The organism is Indolivaga capnocytophagoides, assembly GCF_036511535.1.
Taxonomy (GTDB): domain Bacteria; phylum Bacteroidota; class Bacteroidia; order Bacteroidales; family Dysgonomonadaceae; genus Dysgonomonas_A; species Dysgonomonas_A capnocytophagoides.
In genome coordinates this window covers 784,588-807,414 of the sequence record NZ_AP028867.1, presented here as the reverse complement: position 1 = coordinate 807,414, position 22,827 = coordinate 784,588, and the positions used below count along the sequence as shown (strand labels likewise).

Below are 22,827 nucleotides of genomic sequence, written 5' to 3'. Positions count from 1 at the left end.
AACAGAAAAGCGATTGTCAATAGACAATCGCTTTTCTGTTATATTAAAGAATTGAAACCTTATTTCTTTTTCTTTTTATTAGCTATTGAACTAGGCTTTCCTTTTTGTTGCTGCTGTGTTCTTTGAGCTTGTTCTGCTTGCTCCTGAAGGCGAGCCATAAAACCTTTCTTCTTAGGTTTCTTCTTGTTTTCTTCCAATTTGGCTAAGACCTTATCTTCATCGATTACCCAGCGACAAACTAAAGTAATGATAATAGTCATCAAAGTAGACAAGAAATAGTAATAAGTCAAACCTGAAGGGTAGTTATTCAAGACAAAGAAGAATACAACCGGCATAAACATCATCATCCATTTCATACCCGGCATTTGTTGCTGTCCAGTATTTGTGGCATCCATATTGAATTTAGTATAGATAACATTAGTCACAGTCATCAGTATACAGAATAAACTCAAATGATTACCAAGCCAACTTGAAATGAAGGGAATATTAGTATTCCACTCTATAATAGCATCGTATGTCGATAAATCCGAAGCCCAAAGGAAACTCTCATGACGCAACTCTATCGCAGACGGGAAAAACGAGAACAATGCTAATAAAATAGGCATCTGCAATAACATAGGGATACATCCACTCATCGGGTTCACTCCGGCTTGGCTGTATAACTGCATAACCGCTTTCTGACGTTCCATTGCTTTCTCCTGTCCGGGATACTTCTCATTAAGTTCATCCACTTGAGGCTTTAACACTCTCATTTTAGCTGATGACATAAACGACTTGTATGTAAGAGGGGAAATGATGATCTTAACGATAACCGTAAGTAATAAGATAACAAGTCCCATTTGCATACCCGTATTTTCCAACATATTGAAGAGTGGAATTATAAAATACTGATTTATAATACGGAATAACGACCATCCTAAAGGTATTAGTTTATCTAATTCCAATTGCTGTGCATTATCTTTGACACCATCATCATAGCCTTTAAGCATGTAATACTCCAAAGGTCCTAGAAAATATTTGAACCCACCGACTAATGCACCCTTTTCGCCTAATGTAGGTTTAAAGTAAAGCGATGCGGAATAGCTTTTCAGATAATCTTCGGACTGAAGCATCATTGTATTTAACGTAGGAGAAGTAAATTCATTATCTGCAATAAGTACCGAAGCAAAGAACTGATCTTTAAAAGCAACCCATTTTGCTCCGGTTGGAACTTCTTTCGATTCGTCATGACTATCACTCAATTCTTCAAAGCTGCCATCTGTTCCTTTATAGTGGATACGGGCATAACGTTGCTCGTTCTTTTCACTTTTTTCTTGCCTGCGAAGATTTTGATTCCAATTTAGTTTAAACCTCTCCAAACAATCAACACTTAACATATCCTGCATTCCTACAACAGCAATGTCAAATTTGACCATATAATCATCAGGTGCCAAAGCATAGATAAAATCAATATACTGATTTTCGGAATAATTCATCCGCATAACAACAGTCTGCTCATTACCCGAACTTTTGATTACTCTAAAAGCTGCCTCAGATGTATTAAGAGTAACCCCTTTCTTGTTCATCAGTTCCAAAGCGAAACGAGCATCATTCTTAAACAGATACAAAGAATCACCCTTATAAGTATTGTACTCCTTGAGTTGAGCACTAATCATTTGTCCACCTTTAGAAGAAATATTAATCTTTATCTTCTCATTTTCGAGTGAAACAATTTGTTCCGCATCACTTTGTTGTTTAAAAGCATTGACAGCCAAAGAGTCGCTATCTGCACTTGTTACAGTATCATTACTAACCTGGGTATTTGTTTCGAAGAACTCACCAACCGCCGATTTTGATGCGTTATCCGCAGAGTCGGCGGTTTTAATATCATCCTTGACCTGCTTTGCTTGTACATTCTGTATAGAGTCCTGATATCTCTGCTCTTTAGCAAGCTCCTCTTGGCTGGGTTTCATTAGTACGGTGAAACCAATCACTATAGCGGCTATTAAAACGAAGCCAATACCTGTGTTTTTATCCATTGATTATTATGTAAATTTCTAAATTAAAACAATCCTTATAACGAATACTAAAGTCATAAGGATGTGCTGCACTTATTATTTAAGTCTAAGACCTTTATTCCTTTACTTGGTATAAATACAACAGAGAATAAAATCTCCAACTAGAGTTGCATTAATACTTAATGTTGTTTATTAGCAATGACAGCTTTAATAAAACTCATAAACAACGGATTCGGAGCCAATACTGTACTATTATATTCAGGATGGAATTGTACTCCTAAAAACCATTTGAGAGAAGGAATTTCCACGACTTCCACTAATCCTGTTTCGGGATTAGTACCTGTACATTTCATTCCCGACTCTTCGAACTGAGCTTTAAATTCATTATTAAATTCAAAACGGTGGCGGTGACGTTCTTCAACGACATCCTTTCCGTACGCTTCATGTACAAGGCTTCCTTTACCTAATGCACATTTATATGCTCCAAGCCTCATTGATCCTCCCATATTCGTAATATTCTTCTGTTCTTCCATCAAGTCTATTACCTTATATGAAGTCTGAGGGTTCATTTCTGTAGAGTTAGCATCATCCAGCCCCAAAACATTGCGGGCATATTCTATCACCATACACTGCATACCCAAGCAAATACCGAAAGTCGGATAATTATTTTCACGGGCAAACTTCAACGCAATGAATTTTCCTTCGATACCTCTTTGTCCGAATCCAGGAGCAATAACTATGCCATCGAGATGTGACAGCTTTTCAGCTACATTTTCATCGGTCAATTTGTCCGAATGTATAAATTGCAAATCCAGTTTACGATCGTTGTATATCGAAGCCTGCAACAATGATTCATTTATCGACTTATAAGCATCGTGTAGCTCCACATATTTCCCAACAAGTCCGATAGTGATTGTATCTTTTGCATTCTTTTTCTTATCCAGAAAATCTTTCCAAGGTTTCAGGTCCGGTTTAGGTCCGGCTGCAATACCAAGTTTACGCAATACGGTTTCGTCCATACCCTGTTCTTGCATTTTCAATGGTACTTCATAGATGGTCGATACATCCACTGATTGTACCACAGCGTCAGCTTCTACATTGCAAAAAAGAGCAACTTTGCGAAGAATGTCTTTATTTAATGGATGCTCAGTTCTAAGAACCAGCATATCAGGCTGTACTCCTGAAGATTGCAAACTTTTAACAGAGTGTTGGGTCGGTTTGGTTTTAACCTCCCCGGCAGCAGCAATATAAGGCACATATGTTAAGTGTATGCAGCAACTGTTTTTTGCCCCCAACTCCCAACGCAGTTGACGAACACTTTCGATAAAAGGCAGGGATTCTATATCACCTACAGTACCTCCGATTTCGGTAATAACAAAATCATAGTTATATTTTGCACCCAAAAGTTTGATATTACGTCGTATTTCGTCCGTAATGTGGGGTACGATCTGAACTGTTTTCCCGAGATAATCACCTTTACGTTCTTTATTTATCACATTCTGATAAATACGTCCGGTGGTAATGTTATTATCTCTGTGAGTCGGCTCGTTCAAAAAACGTTCGTAATGCCCAAGATCAAGGTCAGCTTCATGACCATCAACCGTAACATAACATTCGCCGTGTTCGTAAGGATTAAGGGTACCCGGATCAATATTGATATACGGGTCTAATTTCTGGATAGTTACTTTATAACCTCTTGCTTGGAGTAGTTTACCGAGTGAAGATGCTATAATACCTTTCCCTAAAGAAGATATAACGCCCCCGGTTACAAAAATGTACTTAGTATCAGTCACGATTGTATATTTTATTATAGATATTTATAAAATCAATAAAAAACAAACACAAACAAACATACCACTTCATCCTGAGTAAGCAAAAGTAATATTTATCAAAATAGCTTTTAGTAATAATACTTTTTGTATCTTCCTCTTATCAAAGTGATTAAAAAGGCTAAAACCTTAATTAATATCGTTTATTTGTCAAAGCAACAAATAACTCTGCGACTTCTAAGTATGCAAAAGTACAAAAATATCATTAGATTCAATCTGAAAACTTATCCTATTTTTTGATAAGGTATATTGATTTAAGAAACATTCTTAAAAGGTAACAAAAGTAACAAGATCAGTGAATAATAATTGTTGATCATTATTCACTCTCATTACTTATCGAATATCGGTACGGGCATCATCTGTCATTTCTTTGAAATCGGTGTATTTTCGTGCCTAGTTCTTCTGTGTATTTTGCCATAATTGTAATGTGTATTTTTTAAGTATAGATAAAAAAATAGAGGATGACTTAATTGTCATCCCCTATCCTATTCTTATTATAAGATCCGAATCAATAAACGTGTCCGTCTTCTTTCAAATCTTCTTTCTTGAATTTCTTCTTTTCTAAAGCATTCCAAGCATAGATAATATATCCTAATACAAAAGGCACCAGCAACGATACATAAAACATAGCAGTAAGAGTAAACTCACTTGACGATGAATTTTGTATAGTTAATGAGCTTTGGGGATCCACCGATGATGGATAGTAAGGAGTGTTATTAAAACCGGTAATCAACAACAAACTGCAAACGGCTAATACTGTACCCAATCCGCTAAACCAGATACCTGATGAGAACGTTTTAGAGATAACCGTTTTAATAATACCAAATAACACTAACACAACTCCAACTAAGAATACAATACCAACTATCGGTAATTGAATCAGGTTGAAGAAGTATTTATTAGCAACTTCACTTACAACTTTTGTTGTTGGATCGACCGCATATCCTTTAGATAATAAGGTCCAAATAACAAATGCAAGGAAGAATACCACAAAAGGAATTGCATTATATATTAAAAATTTACGGGAACGAGCTACAAGTTCTTCATCAGCCAGACGATTGATAAAGAACAAACAGGCAATGGTACGTGCAAGGAAGAATACTGCGAGCCCCAAGCACCAGTTACGGAAATCGCCAAGAGCTTCGAGTCCGTGTAAGGGGTTTTGCCATTGGCTTATAACCAATCCGGTTACATTTTGCACTCCCAAATTCGCTATATTACCTTTATTCACAGCAAACTCTGCACCTGTGAAGAATGTTGCTATAGCCACACCTACAAGGAAAGTCCCCAATAACCCATTAATAAATAAAAACGTCTGATAAGTCTTACGTCCCCATGTATTACCGGGTTTCGACATGTATTCATAAGATACCGCTTGAATAACAAAGCAGAATAAGATAAGCATCCAAACCCAGTATGCACCACCGAAGCTAGTCGAATAGAACAAGGGAAACGAAGCAAATAACGCTCCTCCAAAAGTTACCAGAGTTGTAAATGTGTACTCCCATTTACGCCCCAGAGCATTTACCATCAAAAAACGGTGGCGGTCTTCTTTTCCTAAAGAAAACAACATAGATTGTCCTCCCTGTACAAATAGTAAGAATGCGAATATACCTCCAATCAAACTAATGATGAACCACCAGTAATGTTGCAAAAATGAATAATCAATCATAGTTATTATATTTTTATAGTCCAAGACCTCTTATTTATTATGACATCCAACCTTATTCGGCCTTAGGTCCTTTTTTAATCTGATTCAACATAATACGTATTTCAGCGATCAGAAGAGCAGTAAACAGTACAAAGAATATAAAGAATGTAATTTTCACAGACTCAACACTCAACGCTGAAACAGCAGCCTGTAAAGGCAGCACATCCTGTATAGTCCATGGCTGACGACCTATTTCGGCAACTAACCAGCCTGCCTGACTACAAACATAAACCAATGGAACAGAAAGAATCGAAATCCATAGCATCCATTTAGTATTTTCGAGCTTATTCTTATAGTTCAGGAACCATAGTAATAAGAAGAATGCACCGAAGAATCCTCCCAGATAAACCATTATATGGAATGACCAAAATACCAACGGAATATTAGGCACTAGCTGATCGGGGCTATCTAAGTATCCATAACCGAAATATGCATAATTTTCTTTCAGAATAGTTCTATTTTTTTCGGCAGCAACTGCATCGCCATCTTTTTGTGCGGTCTGGTAATCAGATAAAGCCTGAATAGCTTTTTTACCTGCAATTTGTTTTTCTGCAAAAGACAATTGAACATCGCCTTTATAGTCTTTATACCCTCCTTTTATAATATCTGTTATACCCGGTACAAATGCATCGAAATCACTAAACCCTAGGGCAGATAATCCTTTAGGTATTTCAATTTTCAGGATGTATGGTTCTACTCCGTCATCATAAGATTTTTTATCGGGATTCGGTATAGCAAAGGCTATAAGTCCAACCCCTTCCTTACCTTCGTATAAACCTTCCATTGCAGCCAGTTTCATTGGTTGCTTCTCGGCTACTTGCTGTGCAGATCCATGACCAGTCCAAGCTGTCAGAATAATACCCACAAAACCAAAAATAGCCGCAACTTTCATGCTTTGCTTTGTAAATTCGGGTTCTCTTTTTTTCAACATATACCAAGCTGTAATTCCGGCTACAAATGCAGCACCGAATACCCAACTCGAAGCGACTGTATGAGTAAACTTATTAATCGCAACGGGCGATAAAGCAACTGCCCAGAAATCTGTCATCTCATTACGAACAGTGTCCGGATTGAACTCCATACCTATAGGGTATTGCATCCAAGCATTAGCAATTAATATCCACAATGCTGAAAGTGTCGCACCTGTAACTGTCAACCATGTTGCAGCCAAGTGCATTTTTTTGCTTACACGAGTCCATCCGAAAAACATAACGGAGATAAATGTGGCTTCCATAAAAAATGCAACAATAGCTTCAATAGCTAAAGGTGCACCGAAAATGTCCCCTACAAACCACGAATAATTAGACCAGTTGGTTCCGAACTGAAATTCCATGATAATACCTGTTGCAACACCTATTGCAAAGTTTATCCCGAAAATATTCATCCAGAATTTTGCAGTTTTTTTCCACTGCTCGTTTCCTGTGCGGACGTATGCCGTTTCCATTATAGCCATTATGACCCCTAGTCCTAATGTTAATGGAACAAACAGCCAGTGATACATAGCTGTCAGAGCAAATTGTGCTCTCGACCAGTCAATCAGTGAAGAGTTTAAAATTTCCATAAGATAGACGATATATTAGTTAATTCTATTTTTCGTTTTTTCACATCCGATTTGCCATTCATTTCCTGACACATAAAAGATGATTGAACATAAGTATAAAACACCGGATTCAAACGTAATTTATTTTCACCATTACTAATTTATTCATATAATTCATAGTATTCAGTTCAGGTTCAAAATTAAAAAAAGAGGAATCTACATGCACATCTATTCTTAATAGAAAACGATATAGTCCGATTCCGAAAAACCAAACCTAACCAGCTTCACTCAAAAAATATATATCGATGTGCCGATTTCCTCTTAGCCCGTGCGTAAAACAGGTCTATGACTAAGTCTACAAAACACGGAATTAAGCCTGTCCTACCGGAGTAAAATCCCCAACAGAACCACCTTCCAGATTTATCTTTCCATGTATTTTTTCGTACTGGCTAACATTGTCATTCAAAGCTAACAGCAAGCGTTTAGCATGTTCCGGAGACAAAATTACACGAGATTTTACCTTAGCCTTAGGTACACCGGGTACTATCCGGATAAAGTCCAGCACAAACTCAGACGATGAATGTGTGATTACTGCCAAATTAGCATAAGAACCTTGTGCCACATCTTCAGTTAATTCGATCTGTATCTGATTTTGTTGATCTTTTTCGCTCATAATTATTTGATAAGTTTATATTTGGGTAGGTTTATCCGTTAATATTACTTACACAAAGAAAATTAAATCTAACAGAATGGCAAAATTTTTGACAAACCATTTCCCTATATAACTTATAATTTATTTATATTGTTCATCAATTTTTTCTATATTTTCGGAATTATTGATCTCCACAGGGCTTTCCTGAGTCATAACCTTCGGTTTTCTCTTTCTCAGAGCTATCAACTGAGCCACAGTACCTATCACCCCTAGCCCTAACATCAGGTAGTGCATCGTATAATTATCTCTGAAAACCCAGAAAGCTGAGATACATATCATTACCCACATAAAACCGATAGAAATAATTTTCACCTTCCAGCTAAGTCCGGTTTCGAGTCTCTTTAGATACATACCGGTAAGCTTATTACCCTCTAGTTTCTTATATAAAGTTGGAGAGCTTTTAGCATACAAAGCTCCTGTAAGTAAGATAAAAGGAGTAGTAGGCAATCCAGGAGTAATCAGTCCTAAAAGTCCGAGGAAGAGACTGATTGTTCCACATATGATAAAGATATATTTTTTCATTTTATTATTAAGTTTCATCGCAAAACACATTTAGTTATACACAAAAATATTATTTCTTCAGATGAAAAGACGAAAGCCTAGTGTTAAATATACACATAGACACAAAAACGGCTTCCGAATAAGAATTCGAAAGCCGTCTGTTGCTTATTATATCTTTATTATTTATCTTACTCCATGCATCATTTTCAGTAAAACTCTGTTAAGACATAGCAATGCCACACCAAAAGCTATAGCGGCAATCGCTAAAACCTGATAAACAGATCCTGCTCCCATTGAGCTTGTAGCTGCTGCCACCTGACCGGCTATAAGGTTTCCGAAGAAAGAAGATAGTAGCCATACCCCCATCAACAAAGAAGCCAATTTAACCGGAGCTAACTTAGTTACTGTAGAAAGACCCACCGGCGATAAGCATAGCTCACCCATTGTATGCAACAGATATGTAAAGACCATCCACCACATGCTTGCTTTAACTGCAATATCAGCAGAGTCTCCTCCTCTACTAGCCGATGCGCCGACCATAAATAAAAATCCGACACCAAGAAGCATCAACCCCATACCCATCTTGACCGGAGTAGTCACTTTTTGTCCGGCTTTCGAAGGCCAGAACAGAGCAAATACAGGTGTCAATAAAACGATGAAGAAAGGATTGATAGATTGAAACCATTCTGTAGGCACTGTAAATCCTCCGATACTTCTATCTAAGAATTTTTCAGTATAAAGAGTAAATGAAGATCCGGCTTGCTCAAAACCTGCAAAAAAGAATATTGCAAAGAAGAAATATACAAAAATCGCAATTGTACGTTGTTTTTCTTCTTTTGTTAGAGGAGTTTTATGTTCAACCACTTTGTCTAATTCAGCGACCGCTTCTTCTTCAGCACCATCACCAACAGGATCAACACCGAGATCTCCCAGATATTTATTAGATAATGTATTAAACAATATCTGCCCTACAAGCATACCAATCGCAGCTGCCAGAAAACCATAGTTATAGGCATGACGGATTATCTCTCCAGTAACTCCGTCTACATCTGCAAACCATTGATTAGCAAAAAGACCGACTACAAGAGGTGCAAAGAATGCTCCGACATTGATACCCATATAAAAGATAGAGAATGCAGAATCACGTTTTGCATCACCCGGCTTATACAAACCACCTACCAGAGTAGATATATTAGGCTTAAAAAAACCGTTACCTATAATCAGCAAGAATAACCCGGAATACATTCCGGCTTTAGTAGCCACCAGAAACAAAACCATCTGCCCCAAGAACATGGTGATACCACCTATAGTTATAGCCTTACGATGTCCAAGGTATTTATCGGCAAGCCATCCCCCGATAAGCGGAGTAAAGTAAACCAAGCCGGTAAACGATCCATATAAAAGACTGGCATAAGATTCCTCGAATCCTAAACCTCCTTCGATATACGATTTGGTCAGATATAACACCAAGATAGCACGCATTCCGTAATACGAAAAGCGTTCCCATAGTTCAGTGAAGAACAATAAATAGAGACCTACAGGGTGCCCTAGAAAGGTCTTATCGGAGGGTTCTCTATACACTTTTGTTTCAGTCGACATAAATTATTTATTTTAATTAAGGTCATAGACCCGTTTATTGATTTTCCAAATATGACATTTTAGATGCATTTTAAAACAAACTTAATCAAAAGGCCTGAGACCTTATTTCACTTCCTGCATCAGTTTTCTTACCATTGGAGCAAATACAAGCACTACTACAGCTACTATAATTGCATACAGAGCCAATTGTCCGTATCCGCATGTATAAGAATCCAGTTTTTCCAATAATGAAGCATTTTCATTCGGATTAGAAATTCCAGCTCCGATCAACCCTGCCAGATATTGTCCGTAGGCACTTGCCAAGAACCAAAGTCCCATCATCATACCTGAAAGATGTTTTGGAGAAAGACTTGTTATCATAGACAACCCTATCGGCGACAAACAAAGTTCCGATATTGTCATAACAAAATAAGCTCCGGTAAACACATTCAAAGATGTCATACCATTACCATCAGCAAATAATTTTGTAGAAAAGAATATATAATATGATAAAGCCAATAAAACGAAACTAATACCGAATTTAACAACTGTATTAGGTTCCAAACGTCTTTTATCGAGCCAGACCCATAACAATCCGAGTAATGGACTGAACAGGATCACAAAAAGAGCGTTAGCTCCATTATTTACAATATTAGGATCGACATGAAAGAAAAGAAGTTTATCGTGTAGATTATTTTTAGCAAACAAGGCTAAAGATCCTCCTGCTTGTTCAAATAATGCGAAAAATATAATAGATAAAAGGATCAGGATAAAAGCTGCAGTAAGCTTCTTACGTTCGGCACTCGAAGCTATTTTCGAAAACTGATAACCGAAATAAATAACAGCTAAAGGTCCGACTGTATACATGAAATAATCAGTATAATCGGTATTCTGGATCATTATATATATTAAAGGAATAGTAAGAATAGCGATGATATATACAAATATTTCTTTTTTCAATCTCACTTTTGGCAAAGCCTCATTCAGAGGACTATCACCAATGGGCCCAAGATATTTTTTAGTGAAAGTAAAGGTTATCAAGCCTAAAAACATAACGATAGCCGCAGCCAAAAAGGCCAAACTCCATGAGTGATCTTTACCTAGCCAGACACAGATTGCTCCTCCCAGAAAAGCTCCGACATTAATACCCGCGTAAAACATACTGAAACCAGCTTCTTTTCGAGAGTCTCCGTCCTTGTAAAGAAAACCGACCATAGATGATATATTCGGCTTAAAGAAACCAGTACCTATAACAGATAAAGTGATACCTATGTAAAAGAAATCGTGTGGAGCTATTGCAATTAATGAATTACCAAGTATCATCATCAATGCACCAAAAGTCAACGATTTTTTAAATCCGAGAATTTTATCGGCAAAGATACCACCAAGAAAAGTAAAGGCATAAACAAAAGCTTGTATTGCCCCATATTTGAGGTTAGCTTCTTTTTCGTGAAGGAATAGCTGATCGACCATAAAAATAGTCAGAATTCCACGCATTCCGTAGAAACAAAACCGTTCCCACATTTCCACCGTAAACAGATACCACAACTGTTTGGGATACTTTCCTTCAAAATTTTGAATCTGATCCAAGGTCAATGCTGCACTTTTTGCAGACACACCTCCATCTTTAGGAGCTGACTCGGGAGAGTTTAGCTCAGGCTCTGACGTCTTCATTATTATACTTATCTATACTAAGGTCACAGACCTATTTATTAACTAACCCAACATAACAGCAAGAGTTTGTTTTAATCAAAAACATAAACGTTTAACACCGGCTGATACATGAGTGACAAAAATAAAAAAAATAATTGAGTTTGCTCTCCTTTTGTCAATCTTTATCAAAATAAAAGATATTAAGTTCTCAGCCTATTTTATTTACCTATCAAGCATAAAAGCAGCTACCTCTGACCATTTCAAAACATACCACTAAATTTCAAACTGTAATTCAATCAAAAAAACACTCAATTTTACACTTTTAACCATTTAAAGCCTATTCTTTTACAAAAAGTATTATATATTTAAAGTCAAAGACCTATTTATTCATATTTAAACACAAATATACTAACAAGTAGACAAAAGTAAAAACATCATTTTCACCTGTCTGTTATTTGTGCAACAATATCAACTATTTAGAGTCTTATATATAATGAAAAGATTAAAATAATAAGAAATAAAACAGACATAAGACAATTATTTTGATATTTAAGAGTGAGGATATCTTTCAAAACACTATATTTATATTTAGTTTACAGGGCAGATTAACCCATCTCATATGCTTATTAATTATGGTGGTATCATAGCATACATCTATTGAATATGGATAATAAATATGACTACAACTTTTATGGCATCATTTTTGTTTATAGTCTGTGGATATAAAAATAGCAACATTATAAGTTGAATTTGTATATCAAAAAATGGAAACATCAAATAAAAGGTATAAAAGATTATGGAAAATAACTTTTCGCAAAGAGTCCGCAAGATCATGAGCTACAGCCGTGAAGAAGCAGGACGTCTTCAGAACTCATATCTGGGACCTGAACATTTGATGCTCGGTATTCTTAGAAATGGGGAAGGATTGGCCGTACAGGCATTGAATGACTTCGGGATAGACCTGAATGATCTGAAGCTGGATGTAGACAGTCGCATTATCAGCCAACAAGATATGCCTCTCAATTCAGATAATAAAGAGGTAGTTTTAACTAAAAGCACTGAAAAAATATTAAGATTGAGCATATTAGAAGCTCGTTTAACTAAAAGTAAAGAAACCGATTCGGAACATCTGTTACTGGCGATATTAAAAGATAGTGACAACATTGCCGCACAGACTTTAGAATCGAGAAACCTTAATTACGCAGGAGCATTTATGTATATCAAAAATTCAACAGAAGAAGAAATAGATAAAGATTTGTCACCTAAAATGGGGGCAGATTTTACCGACGACGAGGATGATGACTCTCTGGACAATGCTGCGCCATACCAGAATGTCAATACCCAGCAGTCTCGTCAAGCCTCAGACACACCTGTACTCGACAACTTCGGTACGGATATGACAAAGGCTGCGCAAGAAAATAAGTTAGACCCGATAGTAGGTCGCGAGAAAGAAATAGAACGATTGGCACAGATACTTAGCCGCCGCAAGAAAAATAATCCGATATTGATCGGTGAACCTGGCGTTGGTAAATCGGCTATCGTTGAAGGACTAGCTTTGCGAATTATACAAAAAAAAGTATCGAGAGTTCTTTTCGACAAGAGGGTTATTTCTCTGGATATGGCATCGGTTGTAGCCGGAACCAAGTACAGAGGACAATTCGAGGAACGTATCAAAGCGATTCTGAATGAATTGTCTAAAAATCCGAATATAATCTTGTTTATAGATGAAATTCATACAATTGTCGGAGCTGGAGGAGCAACAGGTTCTCTAGATGCCGCTAATATGTTGAAACCAGCATTGGCCAGAGGTGAAATACAGTGCATTGGAGCAACCACTTTGGATGAGTACCGTAAAAATATCGAAAAAGACGGCGCACTCGAAAGACGTTTCCAAAAAGTATTGGTAGAACCTACTACAGCCGAAGAAACTCTTCAGATATTAAAGAACATCAAAGAACGTTACGAAGAGCATCACAATGTAAAATATACTGATGCTGCTCTTGAGGCTTGTGTAAAGCTGACCGACAGATATATAACCGACCGTAACTTCCCGGATAAGGCTATTGACGCCTTGGATGAAGCCGGTTCTAGGATGCACTTGTCTAACATACACGTTCCGCCGATCATCGAAGAATTAGAGAATTCTTTAAAAGAAATAGTGGACCAGAAGACGAATGCAGTAAAAGCTCAAAAATACGAACTAGCTGCAAGTTTCAGAGATAAACAACGTCAGCTATTGCTTCAACTCGAACAGGAAGAAACCAACTGGGAACAACAGCTTAAAGAAAAACCACAGACCGTAGATGAAGAAAAAGTAGCGGAGGTTATTTCTATGATGTCCGGAATTCCGGTACAAAGTATTGCTGAAGCCGAAGGTTTAAAACTTCTGGGCATGGGTGACACCCTGAAAAAAGCTGTTGTAGGACAAGACAATGCTATTGATAAAATAGTTAAGGCAATACGACGCAACCGTGTCGGACTGAAAGATCCTAATAAACCGATAGGAACATTTATGTTCTTAGGCCCTACCGGAGTCGGAAAAACCCACCTAGCTAAAAAGATAGCCGAACAGTTGTTCGACTCTCCGGATGCACTTATCCGTATCGATATGAGTGAGTACATGGAAAAATTCACTGTATCCCGTTTAGTCGGAGCGCCTCCCGGATATGTAGGTTATGAAGAAGGTGGTTTGATGACTGAAAAAGTTCGTCGCAGACCTTATTCTGTAGTGTTGCTTGATGAGATCGAAAAAGCCCATCCCGATGTATTTAACCTGCTTTTGCAAGTGTTGGACGAAGGACATTTAACCGATAGTTTGGGACATAAGATAGATTTCAAGAATACTATTCTGATTATGACATCCAACGTAGGAACACGTCAATTGAAAGACTTCGGTAAGGGGGTTGGATTCAGTGCAGGAAATGCAATTGACAATATCAATAATGAATATTCAAGAGGTATAATTCAGAAAGCCCTAAACAAGACATTTTCACCAGAGTTTCTGAACCGTATTGATGACATTGTCACATTCGATCAATTGAGCAGAGAGTCTATTAATAAGATCATCGATATCGATATGTCTGACTTCAACAACCGGATCAAAGAGCTTGGTTACACATTGGTTCTGACAGATGAAGCTAAAGGTTTCATTGCAGACAAAGGATATGATATCCAATTTGGAGCCAGACCTTTGAAAAGAGCTATACAAACATATCTGGAAGATGAGATTGCAGAGTTGATATTGACAGGTAATCTGAAAGAAGGAGATATAATAGAAGCAACTCTTGACAAGGAAACTAATAAGATCAAGGTTGTACAGAAATCTCCTGTTAACGTAGAATAATTATAGAAATATGAATAAGAAAAAGGTTGCAAGTTATATTCTTGCAACCTTTTTTATTGTTATCCTTCATCCGAATCAAAGTCCCATTCATCAAAAAATGAATCGTCTATAAATTCATCAAGGTCTCGTCTTTCTTTTTTGGTAGGACGTCCCAAACCTCTGCCACGATCGACAAAACCGCTTGCTTTACTAACTTCAAGTATAGCATACTCTGAAGCCGGGGTAACATCTTTCATAAATTCGGGGACTAACTTGGCTCCCATTCTTTTATCAGCCAAAGCCAAAACTTCGAACGAATATGTTATAGGAGGCTTCCGAACCTGTATTACCTCTCCGACTTTGATATTTCGGGATGGTTTTATAGTTGTTCCGGATATAGCTATACGTCCTTTTTTACAAGCCTCTACAGCAATTGTCCTAGTCTTAAAAAGCCTGACTGCCCATAGCCACTTATCTATACGAACCTCATTTTTTCCTTCTTTCATAACAATAGATCTCTGTAAAAGAAAGTATTTTATTGATATACTTAGAGTTTATAACAGCTTTTGGCTGTTTTTATTTACCAAAGTAATAAATAGGTCTGAGACCTTAGCAGTTCAATTCACCTATTTATTATTATACTGATTCATTGTATTCTGCAATCCTGCAAGACAGAAACTTTTTATTATTTCGTCTGCAGTTTCGAGTCTCTCGGGAAGAGACTTCTCTTCTTCATCCGAAAATTCGCCTAATACATAATCTATCTGACGCCCTTTTGAAAACTCACTGCCAATGCCAAAACGCAGGCGCGAATAAACTTGTGTACCCAATACAGATTGAATATTCTTCAATCCATTATGTCCGGCATCACTCCCCTTTCCTTTCAGACGAAGGGAACCAAAAGGTAAAGCCAAATCATCAACTACAACCAGCAAGTTCTCAACCGGAATTTTTTCTTCTTTCAGCCAGTACCTTACAGCATTTCCACTTAGATTCATATAGGTCGATGGCTTCAATAGTATCAAAGTTTTGCCTTTTACTTTCAGCTCAGCAACTTCACCATAACGTCTATCTATGAAAACAATATTGGACGCTTTAGCTAAAGCGTCCAATACTCTGAATCCTATATTGTGGCGGGTATATTGGTACTCTGCACCAATGTTGCCCAAACCGGCAATCAAGTACTTCATCAATTTTCTTATTATTTACCGCCCTTCGCAGCAAGACCTCTTGCAGCACGAGTCAATTGAACACGACATACAACGGCATTTTTAGCATTCAATAATTCAAGTCCATCGAAGCTTAGTTCTCCAACCTGAATAGATTTTCCTAATGCTAAATGCTCTATATTGATATGAAGTTTTTCAGGTACGGCATTATACAATGCTTTAACTTTCAACTTACGAGTATCTAATGACAATTTACCCCCGGCTTTCACACCTTCAGCAAGACCGTCAAGCACAACAGGTACTTCTATTACGATTGGTTTATCTTCGAATACATGAAGGAAGTCTAAATGAAGAACTTCATCTGTTACCGGATGAAATTGAATGTCTTTCAATATAGCTTTGTAAGCTTTTCCATCAAGGCTTAAATCTACCAAGAAAATTTCTGGAGTGTAGATCAATTTACGCACATCCGATGCCGCAACACCAAAAGATATAGCTTCTGTTGATTTTTCACCACCATAAATTACTGAAGGGATAATTCCTTCTTTACGAACAGCTTTTGTAGCCTTTTTTCCTAAATCTGATCTTAAAGATCCTTTTAATTCAAATGTTTTCATTTTCTAATTTTAAATGTGTTACTCAAAATTAAGGACTATTCCTTATTTCCCATCACACGGGCTTGCCGGAAAAGCGACTGCAAAGATAGTCTATTATTTAGAATATACAATCGGGTATAGTTGAATAGTTTACTTATTCATTTCTCTCAGCCTGATTTTAGTTAAAGCTTGTTTGGTATTTAATGGAAAATCGGCATCCATCATCCAGGCATAAAAACTCGGTTCAACACGTAGAACTTCCGATACAGGCTTTCCTTTATGTTTACCGAAATTGAAAACTTCGATTCCGTTCTCATTTCGGATAATACGTCCTGCCAAATCGACATTATCATTAAAGAACGAATATTCTTCTGCCAATTTTGCCATATCATTCGGCAAATCATCATATTTATCGAGCTGAGCCTTCAGAACTTCAAAAGTTGCTAAAGTATCTGCTTCAGCGGAGTGTGCGTCTTCCAAATTTTTATCGCAATAAAAACGATAGGCAGCTTCTAATGTACGTTGTTCCTTTTTATGAAAGATAATCTGTACATCTATCAGCTTTTTCTTTGAAAAGTCGACATCAAGACCAACTCTCAAAAATTCTTCTGCCAATAAAGGTATATCAAATCGACTGGAATTAAAACCTGCTAAATCACATCCTTCGATTTGGTCTGCCAATGATTTTGCAACCTGACGAAAAGTCGGAGCATCCTTTACATCTTCATCTGTAATACCATGTATTGCTGTCGATTCCGCAGGGATGGGCATTTCAGGATTGATCCGTTTTGTCTTTATGTCTTGCTTTCCATTCGGGAAAACCTTCAAGACCGAAATTTCGACGATCCTGTCATGAGTAATATTAGTTCCGGTTGTTTCCAGATCAAAAAAAACGATCGGATTCTTAAGATTTAATTCCATTATTATAAGCCTTTAAAAAGCATTATCATCTCCGAAGCCGGAAATGATAATGCTTTAGATATTTTGTGTTAGTAACTTCTTTTAATCGTTTAGCATCATAGGCATAAGAAGCATCAGCAAATCTTCGCCCTCCTCTTTTTCAATTGGAAATATAAGTCCTGCTCTTGAGGGATCTGACAATTCCAATGAAACTTCCGCTGCCGGAATATTGTTTAATATCTCAATCAGAAAGTTTGATTTAAAACCGATATTCATTGCAGTGCCTTCATATTGACAAGGAATTGTTTCTTCGGCTGCTGTCGAAAAATCAATATCCTGAGCCGATACCAACATCTGATTGTCTGATAACTGCAAACGCACCAGACTGCTTGCAGGATTAGAAAATACCGAAACTCTCTTCAATGCATTCAGAAATGAAAGACGGTCTACTACTACTTTATTGGGATTGTCTTTCGGAATTACCGAATTATAATTAGGATAGCGTCCTTCTATAAAACGGCAAGTCATAGTATAGCTCGACAGAGTTATATAAGCATTATTTTCGTCAAATTTGATATTTACCTCTTCATTTTCCTTGGGAAGCAAACTCTTCAATAAGTTCGCAGGTTTCTTGGGCAGGATAAAAGAAGCTCTTTCAGAGCCTTTTACCGACAAAGTTTTACTTCGAACCAACTTATGCCCATCAGAAGCAACGAATGTAAGATCTTCGGTTGTGATATCAAAATAGATACCATTCATTACAGGTCTTAACTCATCATCAGCACTGGCAAACAATGTACGGTTGATAGCAGTACACAGCAACAGAGGATCAATTGTCAGACTGATAGCTGTTTCTTTCAATTCTTTAGGCTGTGGATATTCTTCTCCGCTTTGACCTATAAAATTATATTTTCCATTATGGAAATAAATAAATATCTCGAGATTATCGTCATTGATCTCGAATGTCAATGGCTGATCGGGCAGTTCTTTTAACGGATCTAAAAGATTACGGGCATTGATAGCCAGTTTTCCGGAACCTTCAACTTCACCGACTTCGAGCGAGGTTACAAGACGTGTTTCTGTATCTGCAGCTGTAAGCGTCAGTTTAGAGTCGTTCAGTTCTAATAAGAAACAATCTAATATAGGCAATGTGTTTTTTGAATTGATTACTTTGCTTATTGACTGCAAATGACTTAGTAAAGCAGTACTAGATACAACAAATCTCATATATTTAGTTTTATTAAGTTACAATAAAATCAGATTAATTTAAACAAAAGTAACGATATTTTTTTTTATCCCCAAATGCAATAAATTCTCATTGACATTGATGTGGAAAACTTTTATATTTAGCTATAAAAGTGTACTATAGTTATTCTAGATCTGCACTTATTCCGGTATCATTCAACTCGCTCTTATCATTTATCATACGGATGATTTTTGTTCTGAAAAAATCGTCCTTTTCAGGAAAATCAATATGAGTATTCTTCAAGCATTCATTTATTTCTTTCACAACGATGAAAGCATTCAGATACAAATGATCTCTGATTGCCTGATCATATAATTTTTCGTATATAGTATGTTCTCTTAACCGAGCAACCTTATCAGGATTCCGCAAGGCCGGATCCGTAAAGAGCCAGTTATACATGAAACACAATTTACCGGAATAAGAATCAGTCAAAATATCGGTCTCGTCGGATGCCAGTTTTTCGAGATGCGCTTTTATGACCTGATATTCTCCATCTTGCAAATTATGCATCCAATATAAATAATTTGAATTAGGATTGTCATGCTGACTATAAAGCAATACTTGTAATGGAGTAATCTCCATTATATAACGTCCGCCTATAGCCGCACTTTCCCACGAAACCTCCAATGCATAGATAATTCCATCCTGCTCATCATCCCTCAGAATATAAGGATATACTAAGATTTCGTAATTTCCGGACAAAGCATCATCTGGTATAACATTTACCTGATGTCTCTTATTCCAGACACTTTCTAATACTCTTGGAATATTTCTTACCTCCTGAGACAAAATATCTGGTGTAAGAAATGCTAACATAAATAGCACCCCTAATAATTTATTTCTCATAAACAGATTAAATCAATGATATCTCAACTGCCACTCTATACGTCCTATAACTTTCATATCCCCATCTACACCTGGCGTATAACCATATTCATCATAAGATACTGTTTTTGTTTTCGGATCAAAAGCAAAGTTATCCATTCTCAGACTTAGTACTTCATTAAACATATTACGACAAGGGAATAACTCATTTGTTTTTACTAATACGTTTCCATCTTTACGATATACACGTATCATTCCTCCAGAATCTTCTTCTGTTTGTAACTCGTCTTCTTCGTTATACAAAAATGTCACCACTGCATAATATTTCTTACCTTGCTCATCTAAGGTATAAATATCTCTGACCCATTCTTTCGTTCTATACATGGCACGCCCTTCGTTTATCTCTGCGATCTTGAGCCAGTAAGCATTTTTATCCTCCCCTTGATATTGAATATATATACAATCTTCATCACTCTGAACAACAAAAGATTCGCTTACCTTTGTACATTCAGGCATAGCCAATTCATATGATTTAATATCATTAAACTGTTTTATTTTCATTCGGGTCGATAAGCTATCCAGATGATTAAAGAAAGTCCGCGGATCTGATAAAGCCGATTCAAACTCAAGCCTAAACTCTAATGAATCTGAAATATCACATCCTCGATCATATAAAACAGTAAGTTTCTGATCTATCTCTGAAATCTTTTTTTGATTGCCATCACAACCAATAAGCAAACATATGAAAATCAATAGTATCAATACATACCATTCTCTAATATACATAATAATAAAAGTGTTGTTCATTATTATGGCAAAAATAGAACAAATAAAGGAAATCCCATACGGAATTTCCTTTATCATTAAAAATTTCAGGTCTTAGACCTTTTCGCTATTTAGTCTAATCAAATAGCTTTTATTTCTTTTAGTACGCTGTTTGTTTTATGTACAGCTGCAGCAGAAGCTTCGAATTTTTCTTTTTCGTCTGCTGTTAGTTTCAGATCGATAATTTTTTCCCATCCACCTTTACCAAGTACAACAGGTACACCTATACAGATATCACTTTGACCATATTCACCGTCTAAAGCAACACAACATGGAATTACCTTTTTCTGATCATGCAGAATAGCTTCCACAACCGACGCACCGGCTGCTCCTGGTGCATACCATGCAGATGTACCTAACAAGCCTGTCAAGGTAGCACCACCAACCATAGTATCAGCAACCACTTTATCCAAGGCCTCTTTTGATAGTAATTCCGATACAGGAATTCCTTTATATGTAGCTAAACGTGTAACCGGAATCATAGTAGTATCACCATGACCTCCGATAACCATACCTTCAACTTCGGTAGGATTAACACCTAGCGCTTCACTCAAATAATATTTAAAACGAGAACTATCCAAAGCACCACCCATACCTACTACTTTATGTTTAGGAAGACCCGTAACTTTAGATGCAAGATACGTCATAGTATCCATCGGATTAGAGATGATTACCAGAACTGCATTAGGCGAATATTTCAATATATTTTCGGCAACGCTTTTCACGATTCCGGCATTTACCCCGATCAGTTCTTCACGAGTCATACCTGGTTTACGAGGAATACCTGAAGTGATAACTACCACATCCGAATTAGCTGTAGCCGCATAATCGTTAGTTACACCTTTTATTTTTGAACTAAACTCCAATAATTGAGCAGTTTGGTTCATATCCATTGCTTTTCCTTCTGCAACACCTTCTTTAACATCAAGCATTACAACTTCGTCTGCAATTTTTTTAAAGGCCAAAACATTAGCACAAGTTGCACCTACATTTCCGGCTCCTACGACTGTTACTTTAGACATGGTTTCTTATTTTAGTATTTATATTAATATTATTATGTTCATTTTTTTACGAGTGTATCCTTATTTTCGTTATAAATAAGTTCTATTACTCTATAGAGAAACAAAATTAGCTTGTTATTTGTAATATATGAAGATTTTAGACATTTAATTTTTTACTTTTTATTAAAAATAATGAAAGATAGATGAGAGACCTTTTTATTTCTCCGACAAGCACAACTGGTACAGTCGGTTATCTTCTTTAAATACATCAATTTAAGCATAAAGTATCATAAAGTATTTAACAATATATATATTATCTGTCGAAAACATAATATATTTGTACTAAAATAAAGTAGAAGCAAGTATTTAACGTCCTACTTTCAGACACAACAAATAGTTGCAGGCTTACTTAATAAGCCAACCAAAAGATCTGAAAGCTTAAACGAACAGAACGATATTAATAAATGGGTCTGAGACCTAAAAAGCCTAATTAGCAGTAAACGAAATTATGGAACAAAAAGCAAGCACATCTTCAAAAAAGAATCAAATATTAATAGCAATAATCGTGGCGTTACTGGTCGCGATGGGTATTGCTGCGTATTTTATCTTTAACCAAAAATCTCAATTAGAAGAAATGCAGCAGGTAAACGAGATATCAAAACAACAGCTCGAAGATGAATATGCCAGCATTGACACACAATACGAAGGGTTCAAGATATCAATCAAAAATGATTCTCTTTTACAACAATTAAGCAATGAGCAAGCTAAGGTTCAGCGTTTAAGAGAAGAATTGAGAACTGTAAAGGCAACGGACAAAGCTGAAATAAGCCGTTTAACCAACGAATTGGCAAGTCTCAGAAAAATACTGAAATCTTATATTGCCCAGATTGATTCACTAAATAGAGCTAACGAAAAATTAACGAAAGAGAAAGAAGAAATTACTAATAAGTATCAGGAAACAACCCGTACTTTGAATCAGGTATCTCAGGAAAAAGCTAATCTAAACGAAAAAGTGACTCGTGCAGCCAAACTAGATGCCACCGCCATTAGTGTACGGGCAACAAATCTAAAAGGTAAAGATCAGAAAAAGATAAAGAAAGTAGAACAACTGATTGTCTCATTTACAGTAACCAAAAATATTACAGCCGAACCCGGGGAAAGAACTATTTATGTGCGTATAATGAAACCCGATGACGATGTATTAGTAAAGAATAGAGCGAATACATTCCCTTACGAAAACGGAAACATTCAGTATTCTATAAAACGTGTAATAGAATACGGTGGAGAAGAAGTAAATGTTTCTCTTTTCTGGAAAGTAGAAGAATTCTTAATGCCCGGAACATACCGTGTTGATATCTTTGCAGATGGAAACCGTATCGGGTCTAAGTCATTCTCATTAGAAAAATAAGATCATAGCCGTTT

18 protein-coding genes are annotated in these 22,827 nt (G+C 36.6%); 2 read left to right on the top strand and 16 right to left on the bottom strand.

The genetic code is table 11. From position 1 onward, the window contains the following. Nucleotides 1-59: 59 nt before the first annotated feature. The 8 genes from yidC to AABJ51_RS03425 all read right to left on the bottom strand — a co-directional run bounded on the left by yidC (nt 60) and on the right by AABJ51_RS03425 (nt 11,542). On the bottom strand, nt 60-2,018 hold the full coding sequence (gene yidC / locus AABJ51_RS03460; RefSeq protein WP_338374412.1) for a membrane protein insertase YidC: 1,959 nt from the start codon (nt 2,016-2,018) through the stop codon (nt 60-62). A 158-nt stretch (nt 2,019-2,176) separates the two neighbouring features. Beyond that, the gene (pyrG, locus tag AABJ51_RS03455) at nt 2,177-3,790 is read right to left on the bottom strand and encodes a CTP synthase (protein WP_338374411.1); all 1,614 of its coding nucleotides are present in this window, start codon (nt 3,788-3,790) and stop codon (nt 2,177-2,179) included. A gap of 544 nt (nt 3,791-4,334) precedes the next feature. Beyond that, entirely contained in the window at nt 4,335-5,498 is a 1,164-nt protein-coding gene (gene cydB / locus AABJ51_RS03450; RefSeq protein ID WP_338374410.1) for a cytochrome d ubiquinol oxidase subunit II, read from the bottom strand. A gap of 52 nt (nt 5,499-5,550) precedes the next feature. Then, nucleotides 5,551-7,098, bottom strand: coding sequence for a cytochrome ubiquinol oxidase subunit I (locus AABJ51_RS03445; RefSeq protein WP_338374409.1), 1,548 nt, complete (start codon nt 7,096-7,098; stop codon nt 5,551-5,553). A 349-nt stretch (nt 7,099-7,447) separates the two neighbouring features. Next, on the bottom strand, nt 7,448-7,750 hold the full coding sequence (locus AABJ51_RS03440; RefSeq protein WP_026625080.1) for a DUF3467 domain-containing protein: 303 nt from the start codon (nt 7,748-7,750) through the stop codon (nt 7,448-7,450). Nucleotides 7,751-7,870: 120 nt separating this feature from the next. Continuing rightward, entirely contained in the window at nt 7,871-8,311 is a 441-nt protein-coding gene (locus tag AABJ51_RS03435) for a YbaN family protein (protein ID WP_338374408.1), read from the bottom strand. Nucleotides 8,312-8,473: 162 nt separating this feature from the next. Further along, nucleotides 8,474-9,889, bottom strand: coding sequence for a peptide MFS transporter (locus tag AABJ51_RS03430; protein ID WP_338374407.1), 1,416 nt, complete (start codon nt 9,887-9,889; stop codon nt 8,474-8,476). 102 nt (nt 9,890-9,991) lie between these two features. Further along, nucleotides 9,992-11,542, bottom strand: coding sequence for a peptide MFS transporter (locus AABJ51_RS03425; RefSeq protein WP_338374406.1), 1,551 nt, complete (start codon nt 11,540-11,542; stop codon nt 9,992-9,994). Between the two features lie 775 nt (nt 11,543-12,317). Here AABJ51_RS03425 and AABJ51_RS03420 point away from each other — a divergent pair. Then, the gene (locus AABJ51_RS03420) at nt 12,318-14,864 is read left to right on the top strand and encodes an ATP-dependent Clp protease ATP-binding subunit (protein ID WP_338374405.1); all 2,547 of its coding nucleotides are present in this window, start codon (nt 12,318-12,320) and stop codon (nt 14,862-14,864) included. A 59-nt stretch (nt 14,865-14,923) separates the two neighbouring features. On the opposite strand, the gene AABJ51_RS03415 is transcribed toward AABJ51_RS03420, so the two are convergent. The 8 genes from AABJ51_RS03415 to mdh all read right to left on the bottom strand — a co-directional run bounded on the left by AABJ51_RS03415 (nt 14,924) and on the right by mdh (nt 21,426). Continuing rightward, nucleotides 14,924-15,349 (bottom strand): RNA-binding S4 domain-containing protein, encoded by a 426-nt coding sequence (locus tag AABJ51_RS03415; RefSeq protein ID WP_026625075.1) that lies wholly within the window; start codon nt 15,347-15,349, stop codon nt 14,924-14,926. A gap of 120 nt (nt 15,350-15,469) precedes the next feature. Beyond that, the gene (gene pth / locus AABJ51_RS03410) at nt 15,470-16,033 is read right to left on the bottom strand and encodes an aminoacyl-tRNA hydrolase (RefSeq protein WP_338374404.1); all 564 of its coding nucleotides are present in this window, start codon (nt 16,031-16,033) and stop codon (nt 15,470-15,472) included. Between the two features lie 11 nt (nt 16,034-16,044). After that, nucleotides 16,045-16,629, bottom strand: a complete 585-nt coding sequence (locus AABJ51_RS03405; RefSeq protein ID WP_026625073.1) for a 50S ribosomal protein L25/general stress protein Ctc — start codon at nt 16,627-16,629, stop codon at nt 16,045-16,047. A gap of 129 nt (nt 16,630-16,758) precedes the next feature. After that, complete coding sequence (locus AABJ51_RS03400) at nt 16,759-17,529, bottom strand: 3'-5' exonuclease (protein ID WP_026625072.1); 771 nt, start codon at nt 17,527-17,529, stop codon at nt 16,759-16,761. Nucleotides 17,530-17,610: 81 nt separating this feature from the next. Continuing rightward, nucleotides 17,611-18,735 carry a DNA polymerase III subunit beta gene (gene dnaN, locus AABJ51_RS03395; RefSeq protein ID WP_338374403.1) on the bottom strand — a complete coding sequence of 375 codons (1,125 nt, stop codon included), beginning with the start codon at nt 18,733-18,735 and terminating at the stop codon, nt 17,611-17,613. A gap of 142 nt (nt 18,736-18,877) precedes the next feature. Then, nucleotides 18,878-19,600, bottom strand: coding sequence for a hypothetical protein (locus AABJ51_RS03390; RefSeq protein ID WP_338374402.1), 723 nt, complete (start codon nt 19,598-19,600; stop codon nt 18,878-18,880). Nucleotides 19,601-19,612: 12 nt separating this feature from the next. After that, complete coding sequence (locus AABJ51_RS03385) at nt 19,613-20,365, bottom strand: hypothetical protein (RefSeq protein WP_338374401.1); 753 nt, start codon at nt 20,363-20,365, stop codon at nt 19,613-19,615. A gap of 119 nt (nt 20,366-20,484) precedes the next feature. Beyond that, nucleotides 20,485-21,426, bottom strand: coding sequence for a malate dehydrogenase (gene mdh / locus AABJ51_RS03380; RefSeq protein ID WP_026625068.1), 942 nt, complete (start codon nt 21,424-21,426; stop codon nt 20,485-20,487). A gap of 487 nt (nt 21,427-21,913) precedes the next feature. Here mdh and AABJ51_RS03375 point away from each other — a divergent pair, with 487 nt between their 5' ends. Further along, nucleotides 21,914-22,813 (top strand): DUF8429 coiled-coil domain-containing protein, encoded by a 900-nt coding sequence (locus AABJ51_RS03375; protein WP_035330972.1) that lies wholly within the window; start codon nt 21,914-21,916, stop codon nt 22,811-22,813. The last annotated feature ends 14 nt before the right edge of the window (nt 22,814-22,827 follow it).